The sequence below is a fragment of the Acinetobacter guerrae genome (assembly GCF_009372255.1).
Taxonomy (GTDB): domain Bacteria; phylum Pseudomonadota; class Gammaproteobacteria; order Pseudomonadales; family Moraxellaceae; genus Acinetobacter; species Acinetobacter guerrae.
In genome coordinates this window covers 204,679-220,094 of sequence record NZ_LXGN01000056.1, presented here as the reverse complement: position 1 = coordinate 220,094, position 15,416 = coordinate 204,679, and the positions used below count along the sequence as shown (strand labels likewise).

The window sequence follows — 15,416 nt, the reverse complement described above, 5'->3', positions numbered from 1 at the left end:
CAGTGGTACAAATACGGTGAATTGAATACTAACCAAAGCAACAATAATTAAATATCAGGGGAAATCATGAATATAAAACCGTGTCTTTTCATCATCAGTATTACAACAATAGCTTTGGCTGGATGTTCAAGCCGAGCCGAACGTGAATTTGTCAATGGCTGTAAAACAGGTGGGCTTGAGAGCAGCACCTGTGAATGTATCTATGAAAAGTTGGAAAGCAAATATGGTGAGGATGGTTTAAAGGACAATCTTTACACCCTCGCCCAAACTGAGAACTTTCAACATGACATGATGCAATCCAGCTTCCAGTGTGCAGCAAGGAGGTAGCCATGCGTGCAATAGCAGGAATCATCTGCGTCATCGCAGCCATCTGTTTTCTGGGATTACCCTTCATCGGGGTCATGATTGTTTTATGGATTTTTGTGGTTTTAGCACAGTACGCATTGGGCGGAGATAAATAAAATGAATAGTAATTTAAAAGGTGTGTTAATTGGTGGCTATCTCGTGATTGGCTTCTTCTATGCGATTTACCAACATTTCTGGGGAATGGCCAGCTATAAAGGTTTTGCCTACAACATCGGTCAGGGATTGGGATGGCCTTTTTCCATGTTTCCAACTTTTGGCAAATTTGTAGGAGGCATACTCTTATTGTTGTTTTTAGTCTTCGTCGCCTTAAAACCTAAATCATAAATCTCGATGAAAAATAAAAAGCGGTAGTTTCGGTCAATGATCTCCATGCATCGATCTAATGTTTATTGACCTGAAGCTACTGCGAATATCGCATTTATTCTAATTTTCATATTGACCTCTTGAACTGATCTTTTGAGACATCTGAATCAGTACAACGGGTGTCTAATAGGATCATACTTTATGAATCATAAAATCATGTTGGCTCTGGTGATGAGCTGTTTAGCATTCCAAGGCTGCACAAAAAAAGAAGTACCTGAGAATACATCTGAAGCCGAACAAGTCAACCAAGACCAGTTAAAACTGGATACGATCAAAAAAATGTATGCCATCAATCAGAAGCACCACTTCGAAAATGAAACCCTCTACCATTTCTCGACAGATTATTTTCAATCTCTTCTTGATAAAAAACTTCAGTCAGGCATAGCAGGTTGCGGTTTTGAACATAATTTACTCATGCAAACCCACTATCCTGATTATACCTCTAATCAGTATAGTTTTAGTCTGACGCCTGAAGGACATGTCCTTGCAAATGTCCCCTCAGGTGGACATGTCATTTTTGTACTTGAATGCCAAAGTGATCACTGTGCAATCAATGATGTCATCAGTAATGATCATTCTGTTGCGGAAATAATTAAACAAGATAATTTCGATCGAATAAAACGTTTAGAAGATATGCCACCCTTCACACATCCTCGTAATCAAACTGAAACTTCTACACCACCAGAATCTGAAAATACTCTTCATATTCAAGATGGCGAGGAAATTCAAACAGCCTCAAATTCGAATTAACTCTTATCTTAAGCTAGTCATTGTTCAGGGAGAATCTTTCCCTGAACAAATTAACCCTCAATAAAACAACTGACCACAGCTCTGACATTGAAAGCAACTATTGCTACTCTGAGTTTTCGGCGCATTATCAAATAAACTATTGAATAAACCACCGACTACGACTCCTGCTATACCGCCAATTAAAGGGGATACTGGCAGGCTTTTTGATAATGCTGCACCCATGGTAGCAAACGATGCTGATGCAGTTAGATGCTGCTGTGATCCCTGCGATGTGGTCTGCTGTACTACACGGACAATATGTTCTGAATGACAGTAAGGGCAAGTGATATTCATAATATAAACCTCTGAAATATAAAAGGGCTTAACCATTCAGTCATTCACACAGTGATACTGATTCAGCTAAACCCATTGAAGAGAAGATGATTCTCATCTAGATGTTGTATATTTCAGATTGGTTTTAATTTATGCGTTTCCTTGATGTTACCGATAGCGACGATAACTGCGTTTATAACTCCCTGTGCCAAAGCTACGCATTCTCATGGGCTTAACCCGTAACTGTTGATGCGACTTTTCAGGGTTGACCAGATAACTACAAGCTTGAATGGCATTTTGCACTTCCCTGTCATTATCACGATGGATCATGCCAATTCCTAAGCTATCCATTTTTCTAAATTGGTTTTTATGTTCATGGGTATTACAGTTAAAACCATAGCCATCACCTTCGGTAATCTCTTGCCAGCGTTGAATAGTTTGATCTGCCAAGTAATAGTCTTTCTGCCGTGTTGATCCGTTATAGATCAGTAATAGGTGACAATGAAAGCCTTTTTCCTCCCCCTGCTCTAATGCCCATGCATAGCCCTCTAAATCCCGAAAGCACCTGTCGCCATCTTGAATAAAACCCAATAGCTCACGTACATTATGCTGAAATTGCCATACATTCACTTTATGCTGTTTGTCCTTCAGATAGGCCAAGTCCACGCGAATAAATAAAAGTTTGCTGTAATGGTCAATCAAATTACCTAGATAGTCCTTTAGTCTTGCACGGTTATGGCTTTCTAAACGATGAAACGCTTTAAGTTCTTTTTCCCTATCTGATCTAAAACGATCAAATCCCTGCTGTACCTGTTTAAAGCTTAAAGCCTTAAGCTGGTCGATATCAATTTTACACGCTATGTTATTTTGCAAAATCAGCTCCAGCATCGCTTCGACATAGGCAGAATATTGAAGTTCAAAATCAAAAATGGTATGTAGGTCGAATAGCAAGTCAATCAGTTCATCATGAAACTCACGCCATGCGTATCTTGAGGCGATGGTTCTTTCGACAAACTGTTCAATATTGATTAATACTCTGGAAGGATTAAGGTACTTCTGTTGTGAATTCATGCATTTCTCCTATGGTTGATCAACTCACATAAGAGAAGGCAAATCTGTTTAAAGTTACTTTTAGGCTAAACGGAAAATGAACTGGTTATCGTGGTTTGAGTTGTAATCGGTCTTTGATCAAGTCAGGGTATGTGTACTGATGTTATCTGGCGATGCACTGTAGGCACTATGGTTAGGTCAGAATCTGCCATATCGATTGGCTAAGGTACTATATGTGTTTATGATTAAATGAAATATTGATGATGAAGTATTTGAATTATTGTTATTTGATTACTTACGAGCTTACTGCTGTGGAGTGGTTAATAGCGGGATAGATTAATAATATTAATAACCCACTAAGCCTATACCAGCCCTACCAATATAAGAATAGCTGCTACATGTCAAAACCCATGATCCAGTCATGACAGGTTTTTCGGTTTTGCCCTGAATCATGGCAAATTGAAGTGAGCCAACTGTGATTGACTCACTGCTGAGTGATTTTGGGTGGAAGCGGAAGTTATGACTTTGTAGAACTTTCGGTTTTTTTAGGATCGACAGCATCTGGCTTTTTATCTGACTTTTTACGCCCACCACTCGCTCTGCTTTTAATATCATCAGCATATTCACGCTCATAACTACCAACCATATAAAAATACGGAAGTAGCTTATTATCTACATCTTTCCACCTAGAGCTCCCCCGTTCTAGTAACCAAACTTCTTCATTAGAAATAGCACTTATGATTGGAATTTGACGAATAACAATTTCATAATTTACAAAAGGTTTTATCCCGCCTTCCTGTTTTAACTCCTTCATTGACTCTGCGATGTCTATTAACCGATTCTTTACGTTATAGAAATATGAAAGGTTTACTAAATCAGATTCTGATAATTCGTTGGCATCAAAAAAAATAGTAAAGTCACATTGTAATACCTCTTCATCAAATTCCTTCCAAGCATTTACGTGTTGAAGGAAGCCGGGCAACTTTGTCGCTAGCTTGGCCTTTTTTATTAGACTTGTAAAAAACTCTGAAAACTCCTTATAGCGGAGGGAAATATTATTCTCTTGAAAAATTTCAATTTGGAATCTAAAAACAGCAATATCTTTATGAAGATGTGGCACTAGAGGAGCCTTCATACGCTTGACCCATAATGGTATCCCAGCCATTAACTTTTCTAACTCTTTGAAATCTCTAAACTGCGTACCCATACGATCGATATACCAGTTTCTTGCAATGCCTACATTAGCTTTGTCATATCTACCTTGCATCAAAGAAACATATAATTTCTTGAGTAAATCATTTAGATCACGAAGTGATTCATTCGTTATCTCCCTTCTTAGATTGAAAGCGTAACGCTGTGAAGAAAGTTGATTGTTTTCTAAAAATTCCACAAAAATTTTGACATTTCCTGTTAAATACTCATGATCAAATTTTGAAATAGTATAGCTTTTAGAAAGTAGATAAATGAACTCCTTACCAATAGATGTTGGTTTTCTATTAACATTTATTTCTTCTTCAATAAAAGCAGGCAAAGGTTTTAAGGCCAAAGTTACCATGAATCTTTCAATGCGATTTAAGAACTCAAAATTTATCTCCCAAACTAGGCCAGAAAGAGGAAATTCAGAACTAGAAGGGAAATCTCCATTGGTAGCATCTTCATACAGCTCATTATTCGTGACTTCAACTACATCTAAATAAATATTTGCATAGTCAAAACGGCTATCTAATTTTTTTAAATGATTATCATCGGATACGTAATCGAAGAGAATCTTAGGCCTTTCATTTTTAGTTTTTTTTCGTCCTTGCGGACCTTTGATGCTATAATTAGATGATCGTTCTGATCTATTTTTTAAAATTTTGGTATCAGAAAATAGTTCTGCAATGCTGTCATTGGACAATAATTTTTCCAAGATTAAATTAGCTAATTCCTCATTTTTTTGGCTTTGTTCAAAGTTAAATTGTTGATCTTCTTCCAGCCCTACAGAATTCTCATTTTCAGTTTGGCTTGGCTCACTTGAATTATTATCGCAATTATTCATAATTTCCCCAGTAATTTTCTAACATACACAGTTAAAAACACTATACTTATTCTGGGGTTTTAAGTCATTAATTCCCAATGTTTTTTAGTCTTATTCCTGGGGTTTTTTAGATTTATTCTTCTGTTTTTTTGATGTGGAATAGATTTTTAGTATAAAAATACACATAGAAACTGGACAAATTACAACGCAATTTTTCATTAAAATTCGCTGCAAAAAATTAGCTACCACAATATAAGGTTAGCTATATAGCTAATAAAAAACTGAGCAACAATTATGTCAAGCAGAGTCGGAATAGGTAAAAAAGTACGGGTAGCAAGAAAAACTTTGGGGTGCACACAACAGAACTTATCTGAATTGACAATGATTAATAAAACTACGATTTCCGAAATTGAGAATGGACGTTTTACTGGAGCTTTTTATATTTTTGAACATGTATTGTATGCTGTCGGCTTAATGATCATTTTACATTCATTATTTTTATTAATTAATAAAAAATACATTCCATTTTCTTATTGTTAAGCAGTTAATGTTTGTATCATCGACATATCTTCAACCTCATGTCGACTTTTCGCTGCTTTATCGACATGAAGGGCTTCTCATGTTTACGTTATCGACATATCATGAATGTCATGTCGATTTTTTAGTGTTTTATAAACATGAACTCATGGAAAGCAAATGAACCGTATAATAGTTTGCCTATTTTGCCACCTTCTCAAGACGTGGAGAGCAAATTGGTTTTAAAGGCCTGTATCGAAGCTCGTGCTGCACTTGCTGAATTAAAACAAGCAGGTGAACTCATCCCGAACCAAACCATTCTAATTAATATCATTCCCTTACTTGAAGCAAAAGACAGTTCGGAAATTGAAAATATTGTCACAACAACAGATAAACTTTTTCAACATGCTCAAGGCAATGAAGATCAAGCCGACCATGCAACCAAAGAAGCATTACGTTATCGGGCGGCGTTATATCACGGTGTAAATGCAATTCGGGAACGACCGTTAAGTACAGGCACAGCCATTGAGGTATGCCAGACCATTAAGGGGGTAGATTTGGGTATCCGAACAACTACAGGCACAGCACTTAAAAATAGCTATACAGGTGAAATCATCTATACCCCACCTGTAGGAGAAGATGTCATTCGGAGATTACTGGCGAATTGGGAAACATTTTTGCACTACCATGAAGATATAGATCCATTAGTAAAAATGGCGATTTCACATTATCAATTTGAAGCTATCCATCCATTTATTGATGGTAATGGTCGTACAGGACGTATTTTGAATATTCTTTACTTGATGGACTGTAAGCTGCTCACCCTACCTATTTTGTACCTAAGCCGTTTTATTATCATGAATAAGGCAAAATACTACGCACTGCTTTTGTCCGTGACCACACAAGAAAACTGGCAAGAATGGATCTTATTCATGTTGCAAGCAGTCAAGAATACCAGTGAATGGACAATCGCCAAGATTAAGAGTATTCGAAAATTACAAGAACATGCCATTGAATACATTAAAACCCACGCTGAAAAAGTTTACTCAAGGGAATTGGTTGATGTAATTTTTGAACAACCCTACTGCCGTATTGCCAATCTGGTAGAAAAAGGCATAGCCAAAAGGCAGGCTGCATCCACCTATCTAAAGACACTAGTTAAGTTAGGAGTCCTGCAAGAAATCTCTGTAGGCAAAGAAAAGTTATTTTTACATCATAAGTTATTGCATCTTGTAACCAGTGATGAAAACCAATTTACCCCTTATAGCAATCCATAGATTTAGTTCAAGTTAAGCTATCTGCATTTTTTACCATAGTGCATATTCATGCCTAAATATAAATGATTTTATTTATAGTAAATTAATAAATTCTATTTTATTAGCCATATAGCAAACATTAGATGTTTATAATCAATATTAGCTATATAGCTAATGTTTCATTAATGGGAAAGACCATGGCAAGTAAAACAGAGATAGGTAAAAAAGTACGGGCAGCAAGAAAAACTTTGGGGTACACACAACAGAACTTATCTGAATTGACAATGATTAATAAAACTACGATTTCCGAAATTGAGAATGGACGTTTTACTGGAGCTTTTTATATTTTTGAGCATGTATTGGATGCTGTCGGCTTACAATTTGAAGTTACTGAAAAGAAACATATTCTACCCAACTTGGATGAGACCTAAAGCATGTTCTCTGAGGATGATGAATAAATACTTTTAATTTTACCCGCATACGGAATGTATTCCTATTTGACTACAAAATCTAGGAATACAGTCCCAGTTTTCAGAGATACTTATGGGAAGAAGAGATTTATACAGGGTATTATTCCCTAAACAACGTAAGGCATTGACAACTTTTGGAGAGGATTTATTACTTGCTGCGAAACGCCGTGGACTGACCAAACAATTGATCTGTGATCGTACAGGTTTTGATAATAAAACCGTGAGTAAAGTTTTTACTGGTGATCCTAGTGTGGCTATTGGTACATACATTAAAGTAATGGCGGTGCTTGGTATGGAAGAAAACTTCGCCAAATTGGCAGCTCATGATGAAGTAGGGATTAAATTACAAAATATTAAACTGTTAGGCAGTTCAAAGTGATCTTATACTAGCGTCTATCAACTCATATTTAAGATACTTAGGTGAAAATAGAAACTCATGTATAATTAAGAACAGCAAAGGTGAGCCTCGATGTAAATTTTTCCCTTTGCGATTCAGTTTCCCTACCTCCATACAGTTGGGGGTAAAACTGGGGGTAAAATTAAAAAACATCATAATAAATTATATTTATTTTCAGTATATTAAATTAAAAAGTTGATTCCCTCTCTCCCGCCAAGATGACTACTAACAACATTCCATGTTGTCCTAAAAAGCTTGAATTTAAATGATTCAGGCTTTTTTTGTGTCTAATTAAATCTGACCATATCTCTTGCAAGCTAGATATAGTTGGGGGTATAAAATTAAAATTTCTTGGTGTAATTCACAAATAATCGATCTTCATCAAAGTCGTTGCCATGCTTCACATTATAATCAATACGAATGTACTGTAAGGCTAAACCTTTTAAGTACGGCTGTTGAAAAGCATAATTTAGAATTAAATTTGCTTCACTTTCCTTATTTTGTTCGCCTTTAGACGTTTTAAAATGATCGCCATACACATATTTTATCGTTGCATTCAAGCCTGGAACATAATCTTTAAAATCATAACCATATATAAAGTGATAAGATTTTTCATCTTGTTTAAAAAAACCTGTGGCATTCCAGTTAATAAAATATGTTTCTGGTAAAAAACCATCAGGTAAAGGATAGGCCGACTGCCCCATAATTTGTTGATAGCCTAAACCAAAACTATGGTTTTTTACTTTAACCGTTTCGAGTAAGCCCAGATTTTGAGCATCAATATCGAAAGTATTGCCATCATTTTTTGCATTGAAATATTTAAATTTGGAGCTTAATGCAAAGTCTGATTGCTTCCAACTATGCTCTAAACCAAGATAATGTTTGTTATATAGATCTTCTAAATTACCAAAGTAATATTCGGCTTTAAATGCTGGGGTGAATTGGTAGCGCAGATCAATATAGTTCAAACCATCTGATTCTTTGGTCAACCCATTTGAGGTGAAAGAGAATTTTTTAAAATCTTCTTCATTACGCGGTGAAACTTTTTCTACTCGACCAATTTCAGCATAAAGCTGATCGGTGAGTTGGGACTTTAAATTCGTTCCCCAATAAGATGCCAATAACTGTCGACTTGCATCAACAGCGGTTACAGGTAAATCTAACCAAAGCTCGCCAATACTCAATAGCGTTTTGTCATAGCCTAGCTTTAGAGTTGCACCATATTTTAAAAAGTCCGAAGCTTGCGATTGGCTTTGCTGATCAAACGGCAATACTGTATCTGCCACATGTTTATCAGAGCTTAAACGTACTGCATACTGTACTGATGCGTCTGCGCCAATTGTGATTGGTAAATCTGCAATTTCTAGAGGTGTATCATGCATCTTTGATTTATAGAATAAAGATGCAGCCTGAGACCAACTTCCTGTATCCTTTAGCAATTCATTGTCATAGTCACGATTTATATAGGCATTTTTCAGAGTAAATTTCCATTCATCTGTCATGGGTTGATTAATTTCTGCAGCTTGAAGCACACAGCTACAAGCGCCCAAGATTAAAAAGACAGAAATCGGAAAGCATTGAGATTTAAAAGCAAACATAACACATCTTCCATTTGCAAAGTTCTGTGCCATCCATTGGCACAGAGATAGATTTTTATAAAATTGAAAAGGGTTTTAACTAAAGGTCGTGAGGACTTGTGATCGTGATTTTTTCAGGTGGTTAATCAATAGCAATGAAACTGCCGCACAGAGTGCAGGAATAGCTAAAATACTTAGAATTTGAAAGCTAGATAGATTGAGTGACATTAACCATCCCCCCATGACAGAACCTACAATTGATCCTGAACGACCGACAGCATTGGCCCAACTCACCCCTGTTGCACGACAATGTGTTGGATAAAAGCTTGATGCAAAGGCATTGGCACCAACTTGAGACCCACTAATACCTGCACCCACTCCAAACATTGCAAACATTAATAAAATGGTATTGGTATGCTGGATACCAAACCCTAAGCACACCAGAAAAATCGCCCCAAATACATAAGCTGTACTCAAAATCTTTGTAGGATCCATTTTGTCCATGAGTAGACCTAAAATAATGGCTCCAATGGTTCCACCAATTTGAAAAATTGAGGTCAACCATGATGCATTTGATAAATTAAAACCTTCATTGGTCAACAGGGTTGGCATCCAGCTCGAAATCATATAAATAATCAGTAAGCTCATAAAAAAGGTAAACCAGATTAAAAATGTTCCTAAAGCGAAGCCTTTGCTAAACAAATCTTTTAAACTTGATTTTTCTACCTCATTGATTGTTGGAACCAATGTTGGAATAGTGGTTAAATGAGGTGCAATTCGACGGATAATGTCCTCAATTTTCTGAATACTTTTCTTTTTAAGCACTAAAAATCGAATTGATTCAGGCAATAAAAAATATAAGAAAGGGACTGTTGCTAAGGGCATTACACCGCCTATCAACAAAATTCCATGCCAGCCAATATGTGGCAGTAACTGAGCAGAAATAATCCCGCCTAAAGCAGAACCGACGGTAAAACCACAAAACATGAGTGTTACGAGATTAGAACGTCTAGATGTCGGCGCATATTCAGAGGTTAATGTGATTGCATTGGGTAAGGCTCCACCCAAACCTAAGCCTGTAAGAAACCGCCATACAATTAATGTATGCAAATCAGGTGAAAAAGAAGCAAAAATACTGGTTAAACCAAATACGATCACTGAACCAATTAAGATAGGTTTACGACCGAGTTTGTCGGACAATGGTCCAAAAATTAATGCGCCTGCAATCAGCCCAAATAAACCTGCACCAAATAAAGGAGCGAGGTCGGTTGCCTGCAACGCCCATTCAGCCTTAAGTGCTGGGGCAATAAAACCGACGGCGGCGGTATCAAAACCATCAATCGCAACAATTAAAAAACAGAGCCACATGATGCGTTTTTGTAGCGCTGATAGTGGTATTTCATCAATAAAACTTTGTACGTCTAATGCGTTTTGAGACATGATCGCTCCTTGCACCAATTAATTGGCGTATATGCATTCCTTAGCAATGATGCTCAGCTATATTTATTGTTTAGGCTGAGCACCTTCAAATAAATCAGATCAAATTAATTTATTTCACATTGACCGTGATTCCAGTCAGACTCGCGATTTTCGCTCGCATAACATCTCCTTTGACTACAGCGCCCACCCCTTCTGGTGTTCCTGTAAAAATCAGATCGCCTGCTTTTAGCTCAAATAAACTGGATAAATTGGCAATGGTTTCTGCCACAGACCAAATGAGATGACTTACATCACTATGCTGTTTGGTTTCACCATTTACAGTTAAATGAATATCGGCTTGATTGATTTCACCCGTTTGTGCAATTGGATGAATTGGACCAATTGGAGCAGAAAAGTCAAAAGCCTTACCGATTTCCCACGGACGACCTTTTTCACGCATTCCCATTTGTAAATCACGGCGAGTCATATCTAAACCTACGGCATAGCCATAGATATAATTGACAGCATCTTCGACTGAAACATTTTTAGCATCTTTACCAATTGCTACAACCAGCTCAATTTCATAATGAAAGTTTGACGTTTCAGTCGGATAAGGAATGTCGACAGCATCCTGATTGACAGGAACAATCGATTCCAAATCATTTGGTTTGCAAAAGAAAAAAGGAGGTTCACGATCAGGATCAAAACCCATTTCACGTGCATGTGCTGCATAGTTACGCCCTACGCAATACACACGGCGTACAGGAAATTTATGTTCTGAACCATGAATAAATAGACCTGCTGTGGTCATCGGCTGAAAAATAAATGACATCGTAATATTCCTTTTATAATTAAGTTGCGAATCAGCGTGCATCTGCCTGTTGTTCAGGCGCAGCCTTTTGAAACGCAGATAGCGTCATGCAATGTTGATAAATTTCGTTAATTTGAGGATAAGCCGATAAATCGACATTAAAACGTTGGGCTGAAACCACTTGTGGAATCAAATACGCATCTGCAATGGTGGGCTGATTGCCATAACAGAATTTGTCGCGCTGTTTATCTGCTACCAAAATCTGCTCTAATGCGCTAAATCCATCTTGAATCCATCTGCTACACCATGCATTGATCTGTGCATCATCAAACTGTAAATTTTGACGTAGGTATTCCAACACACGTTTATTGTTTAGAGGATGGATATCACACCCCACCATCGCGGCTATGGCACGAACCTTTTCGCGCCCTATTGCATCTGCGGGCAATAAAGCAGGTTCAGGATACTGCTCTTCTAACCATTCAATGATGGCGGGACTTTGTAGCAGAGTATCAGAGCCTGCTTCTAGTACAGGCACAAAACCTTGCGGATTCAATGTCTTAAAAGATGCTTGATGATGTTCATTTTTGGCCAGTGATACATAGACTGCATCGTAGACCAATCCTTTTAAATTCAATACGATGCGGGTACGGTGTGAAGTACCACTTCGGAAGAAACTGTGCAATTTCATGCGGCATGCCCTTGATTGTTTTTTACCGCATCCAGACAGTTTTTGACATTCCAGCCATATAACCATTCCATTGCATCGTAAAAGCGCTCAGTAGGACGATCACGCCACAAATCATTACGCACCAATCGCTTCACACCTGCGGCATGATAAATTTTGCCCATTTCACGCGAGGACAAAACAATACGTGCCGTACGGGCTACACGTGCCTTTTGATAAATTTCAAATGCTTTCAAAATATCATTATTGTTGATACGTAATGCTTCGCCTAAAGTCACCGCATCTTCCATCGCCATACAAGCACCTTGCGCCATATATTGCGTGGTTGGATGTGCAGCATCACCAAGCAAAGTCACACGACCAAATGTCCATGTGCCAATCGGCTCACGGTCTGCGGTTGCCCAACGTCGCCAGCTTTTTGGTAATTCAATCAGTTGACGTGCTTTCGGGCAAATTTCCTGAAAATACGACAGTACTTCTTCTTTAGAGCCATCGGTTACGCCCCATTGCTCTTGTTCACGACTATGGAACGTTACAACGACGTTATATTCTTTACCACCACGCAATGGATAATGTACAAGATGACAATTTGGCCCTACCCAAATACTGGCCGCATTCCATTTTAAGTCTTCTGGAAATTCGCTCTCAGGCACTACAGCACGATAAACCACATGCCCCGTCACCAGTGCTGGATCGCCAACAAAAGTTTCACGTACAATTGACTTGACGCCATCTGCACCAATCAACGCCTGACCTTGATATTGTTTGCCATGCTGATCAGTAATGGTGACTGTTGAATCATCTTGTTCAACGTTCTGAATCTGACAATTCGTAATAATTTCTAAATTGCCATATTTTTTTGCACCTTCCACCAATGAACCATGTATATCAGCACGATGGATCACCGCATAAGGATTGCCAAAACGTTCACGAAATTTTTCGTCTGTTGGAATTTTACCCACCTGATATTCATCAATTGCATCATGCATGACCATATAGTCGGTATAGACTGCTTTGCCACGAGCAATCTCGCCGATACCCAGTGCATCGAATGCATGGAATGCGTTAGGACCAAGCTGGATTCCTGCCCCAATTTCACCAATTTCTGGGGCTTGTTCAAATACCTGTACCTTAAAGCCCTGTTTTGCCAATGCAAGTGCTGCTGCAAATCCACCAATGCCACCACCAGCAATTAAAATCGGTTGTTGTTGAGTATTTGACATGATTTTATATCCTTATAAAGTATTCTGCTCAGTGACGTTCACGAACTGAATACAGGCCTAATTTCCGTTGTAATGGTGCTTCATCTGCAATAAACAGATAACAGGGTTGATCTGAGGTATTGATTAAATCAATATGCGAAAAACAAGGTGCACACGAGGTATCTGCTTTGCTCAAACTAAACTCTTTTTGGTCCATCTTGATGTGCAACTGACCATCAATTACATGAAAAACCTGAGCCGTTGAACGCGGTTGTAGTTGTACAGTTTCATTTGGTCTGAGCATTAAAGCCGAGTAACCAATAATGTTCTGACAATCTTGTCCTGTTTCTGGGTTTACATAAGCGACCTGTATCGGTGCTTGATGATTTTGATCTTCTGCCAATGCATGCAGAACTTTTTTGGTGTCTTTCCATGCATAACGCATCATTGGGTAAGATGCATTTTCACGGATAAAATGAGTCGTTGGCACAATACCTGCACCATAGAAATGTGCATTACCCGCACTTACCACTTTTTGGAGTTCACCTGGTTGTACATAGGATGCTTCGATGTAATACACCAATGGTAAATCCAAGACATCTAGCCAAATCACAGGTTCATCACCATCATGACCATGTTCATGCCAAAGTCCTGAAGGGGTAAGGATGAGGTCACCATGTTCCATCACACATTTTTGACCTTCGACTGTTGTATAGGCCCCTTCACCCTCTACAATCAGACGAACTGCATTCGGCGTATGACGATGCGATGGAGCCCATTCTTTGGGCAACAAAAGCTGCATGCCAAGATACATCACTGAGCTGGCTTTCATATTTTCAAGACCATGCCCCGGATTGGCGAGAACCAATACGCGACGTTCAGCTTTTTCAATCGGCGTTAATTCACCTGCTTCAAGTAGCAAGGGCTTGATATCTTTAAAATACCATGCAGTTGCCAATGTCTGAGGCATCGGTTTATGTGGTGGTAGTACATTACGTAAACTAGGCCATAAAGGCACAAGATTTGATTCTTCAAGTTGACCAAGATAACGTTTTGGCAAGTCATCCAGTGTTGCTAACTGTTCCATTGCTGATCCTCTTTTTACTGCTCAACAGCACCACAATTTTGTGAGCTATCTGAGTCAATTCTTCCTTGATCATCAATGTAACAATCGAAAATTGTTGAATCCATGCACAAAAAACAATAGTCTGTATTGATATTTTCAATACAAGGATGTTTCATGTGTTTGATTTAGATACCAGACTCTTGCAAATATTCTTTGAAATTTATAAACATAACAGCGTATCTAAAGCAGCTGAACAATTGGATATTGGGCAACCGACCTTAAGTATTGCGTTGAATAAATTACGGGAACATTTTAAGGATCAACTCTTTGTTCGGGTTGAAAATAAAATGCAGCCGACTGAATTATCCAAACAAATTTATCCTTTAGTCGTTGAAATTCTTAATCGACTCAAACTTGTGCAAAGTTACAATATTGAATTTGATCCAAAAACTTCAAATTACCAATTTAGAATCAGTATGACTGATATTAGTCATTTAGTTTTATTGCCCAAGCTGATCAATTATTTACGCGAACATGCACCCAATATTCGTCTGGAAATTGTACCTATTACTGCTGAGACTCCTGTTCTCATGTCGAATGGTGAAATTGATCTGGCAATTGGCTTCTTACCACAGTTAGAAGCTGGTTTCTATCAGCAAACTTTATTTCAGCAGCGCTATGTCTGTATTGCCAGTCAGGATCATCCAAGATTAACGGGAACAGCACTAACGGATGAAGAGTTTCGTCAAGAGTTACATATCGATATTTTTGCAACGGGCGGACACTATGTACTCGAACACGAATTACAAAAACTCGGTGTAAATCGCAATATTTTATTACGTTTACCAAGTTATTTAGGGGTTGGATTGGTGGTGCAAGATACCGATGCAATTGCGACGATTCCGCATTATCTTAGTCAGTTACTTTTAGTCAGAGGCAATTTAAAAATATTGGAGCCACCCTATCCATTTCCTAAATATGCTGTAAAACAGCACTGGCATGCGCGCGTACATAAAATGCCAAATAATCAGTGGCTTAGACAAGTTTGTTTTCAGCTTTTTTCTGAATAATAATACATATCGTTTTTAACAAGATTGAAAATCTATCAGAATTTTAAATAAAATTAGCAATACAATTAGGGTCATAAAGGGAGGAC

18 protein-coding genes are annotated in these 15,416 nt (G+C 38.0%); 9 read left to right on the top strand and 9 right to left on the bottom strand.

Annotation, left to right across the window (positions count from 1 at the left end; all coding sequences use genetic code 11):
• Window positions 1-66 precede the first annotated feature (66 nt).
• The 4 genes from A7A69_RS14410 (at window position 67) to A7A69_RS14400 (ending at window position 1,479) form a co-directional block, all read left to right on the top strand.
• Complete coding sequence (locus A7A69_RS14410) at window positions 67-327, top strand: hypothetical protein (protein ID WP_151831500.1); 261 nt, start codon at window positions 67-69, stop codon at window positions 325-327.
• 2 nt (window positions 328-329) lie between these two features.
• The gene (locus A7A69_RS16980) at window positions 330-461 is read left to right on the top strand and encodes a hypothetical protein (protein WP_262382084.1); all 132 of its coding nucleotides are present in this window, start codon (window positions 330-332) and stop codon (window positions 459-461) included.
• A 1-nt stretch (window position 462) separates the two neighbouring features.
• Window positions 463-690, top strand: a complete 228-nt coding sequence (locus tag A7A69_RS14405; RefSeq protein WP_130803728.1) for a hypothetical protein — start codon at window positions 463-465, stop codon at window positions 688-690.
• Window positions 691-870: 180 nt separating this feature from the next.
• Complete coding sequence (locus A7A69_RS14400) at window positions 871-1,479, top strand: hypothetical protein (protein ID WP_152878269.1); 609 nt, start codon at window positions 871-873, stop codon at window positions 1,477-1,479.
• Between the two features lie 57 nt (window positions 1,480-1,536).
• On the opposite strand, the gene A7A69_RS14395 is transcribed toward A7A69_RS14400, so the two are convergent.
• From A7A69_RS14395 to A7A69_RS14385, 3 genes are all read right to left on the bottom strand, one after another.
• Window positions 1,537-1,812: a hypothetical protein gene (locus A7A69_RS14395; RefSeq protein ID WP_152878267.1), complete on the bottom strand. Its 276-nt coding sequence runs from the start codon at window positions 1,810-1,812 to the stop codon at window positions 1,537-1,539.
• A gap of 147 nt (window positions 1,813-1,959) precedes the next feature.
• Window positions 1,960-2,862 (bottom strand): YagK/YfjJ domain-containing protein, encoded by a 903-nt coding sequence (locus tag A7A69_RS14390; RefSeq protein ID WP_152878265.1) that lies wholly within the window; start codon window positions 2,860-2,862, stop codon window positions 1,960-1,962.
• Window positions 2,863-3,358: 496 nt separating this feature from the next.
• Window positions 3,359-4,879, bottom strand: coding sequence for a hypothetical protein (locus A7A69_RS14385; protein WP_152878263.1), 1,521 nt, complete (start codon window positions 4,877-4,879; stop codon window positions 3,359-3,361).
• A 273-nt stretch (window positions 4,880-5,152) separates the two neighbouring features.
• Between A7A69_RS14385 and A7A69_RS14380 the strand changes: the two genes are divergently transcribed.
• The 4 genes from A7A69_RS14380 (at window position 5,153) to A7A69_RS14365 (ending at window position 7,479) form a co-directional block, all read left to right on the top strand.
• Entirely contained in the window at window positions 5,153-5,398 is a 246-nt protein-coding gene (locus tag A7A69_RS14380) for a helix-turn-helix domain-containing protein (RefSeq protein WP_152878261.1), read from the top strand.
• Window positions 5,399-5,535: 137 nt separating this feature from the next.
• Entirely contained in the window at window positions 5,536-6,651 is a 1,116-nt protein-coding gene (gene fic / locus A7A69_RS14375) for a protein adenylyltransferase Fic (RefSeq protein ID WP_152878259.1), read from the top strand.
• 176 nt (window positions 6,652-6,827) lie between these two features.
• On the top strand, window positions 6,828-7,061 hold the full coding sequence (locus A7A69_RS14370) for a helix-turn-helix domain-containing protein (RefSeq protein ID WP_152878257.1): 234 nt from the start codon (window positions 6,828-6,830) through the stop codon (window positions 7,059-7,061).
• A gap of 112 nt (window positions 7,062-7,173) precedes the next feature.
• Complete coding sequence (locus A7A69_RS14365; protein ID WP_152878255.1) at window positions 7,174-7,479, top strand: transcriptional regulator; 306 nt, start codon at window positions 7,174-7,176, stop codon at window positions 7,477-7,479.
• 359 nt (window positions 7,480-7,838) lie between these two features.
• Here the strand turns inward: A7A69_RS14365 and A7A69_RS14360 are convergent, their stop codons facing one another.
• From A7A69_RS14360 to A7A69_RS14335, 6 genes are all read right to left on the bottom strand, one after another.
• Window positions 7,839-9,095: an OprD family outer membrane porin gene (locus A7A69_RS14360; protein ID WP_152878253.1), complete on the bottom strand. Its 1,257-nt coding sequence runs from the start codon at window positions 9,093-9,095 to the stop codon at window positions 7,839-7,841.
• 75 nt (window positions 9,096-9,170) lie between these two features.
• Entirely contained in the window at window positions 9,171-10,514 is a 1,344-nt protein-coding gene (locus tag A7A69_RS14355) for an MFS transporter (protein WP_152878251.1), read from the bottom strand.
• Window positions 10,515-10,623: 109 nt separating this feature from the next.
• A complete protein-coding gene (locus A7A69_RS14350; RefSeq protein WP_120370103.1) occupies window positions 10,624-11,325 on the bottom strand; it encodes a fumarylacetoacetate hydrolase family protein in 702 nt (233 codons plus the stop codon).
• A gap of 31 nt (window positions 11,326-11,356) precedes the next feature.
• Window positions 11,357-11,995 carry a maleylacetoacetate isomerase gene (gene maiA, locus A7A69_RS14345; RefSeq protein WP_152878249.1) on the bottom strand — a complete coding sequence of 213 codons (639 nt, stop codon included), beginning with the start codon at window positions 11,993-11,995 and terminating at the stop codon, window positions 11,357-11,359.
• Window positions 11,992-13,215, bottom strand: coding sequence for a 3-hydroxybenzoate 6-monooxygenase (locus A7A69_RS14340; protein WP_152878247.1), 1,224 nt, complete (start codon window positions 13,213-13,215; stop codon window positions 11,992-11,994). The genes maiA and A7A69_RS14340 overlap by 4 nt, the downstream gene beginning before the upstream one ends.
• A 28-nt stretch (window positions 13,216-13,243) precedes the next feature.
• A complete protein-coding gene (locus A7A69_RS14335) occupies window positions 13,244-14,281 on the bottom strand; it encodes a cupin domain-containing protein (protein ID WP_120370100.1) in 1,038 nt (345 codons plus the stop codon).
• A gap of 155 nt (window positions 14,282-14,436) precedes the next feature.
• Here A7A69_RS14335 and A7A69_RS14330 point away from each other — a divergent pair, with 155 nt between their 5' ends.
• A complete protein-coding gene (locus tag A7A69_RS14330; protein ID WP_187349235.1) occupies window positions 14,437-15,330 on the top strand; it encodes a LysR substrate-binding domain-containing protein in 894 nt (297 codons plus the stop codon).
• Window positions 15,331-15,416: the final 86 nt, after the last annotated feature.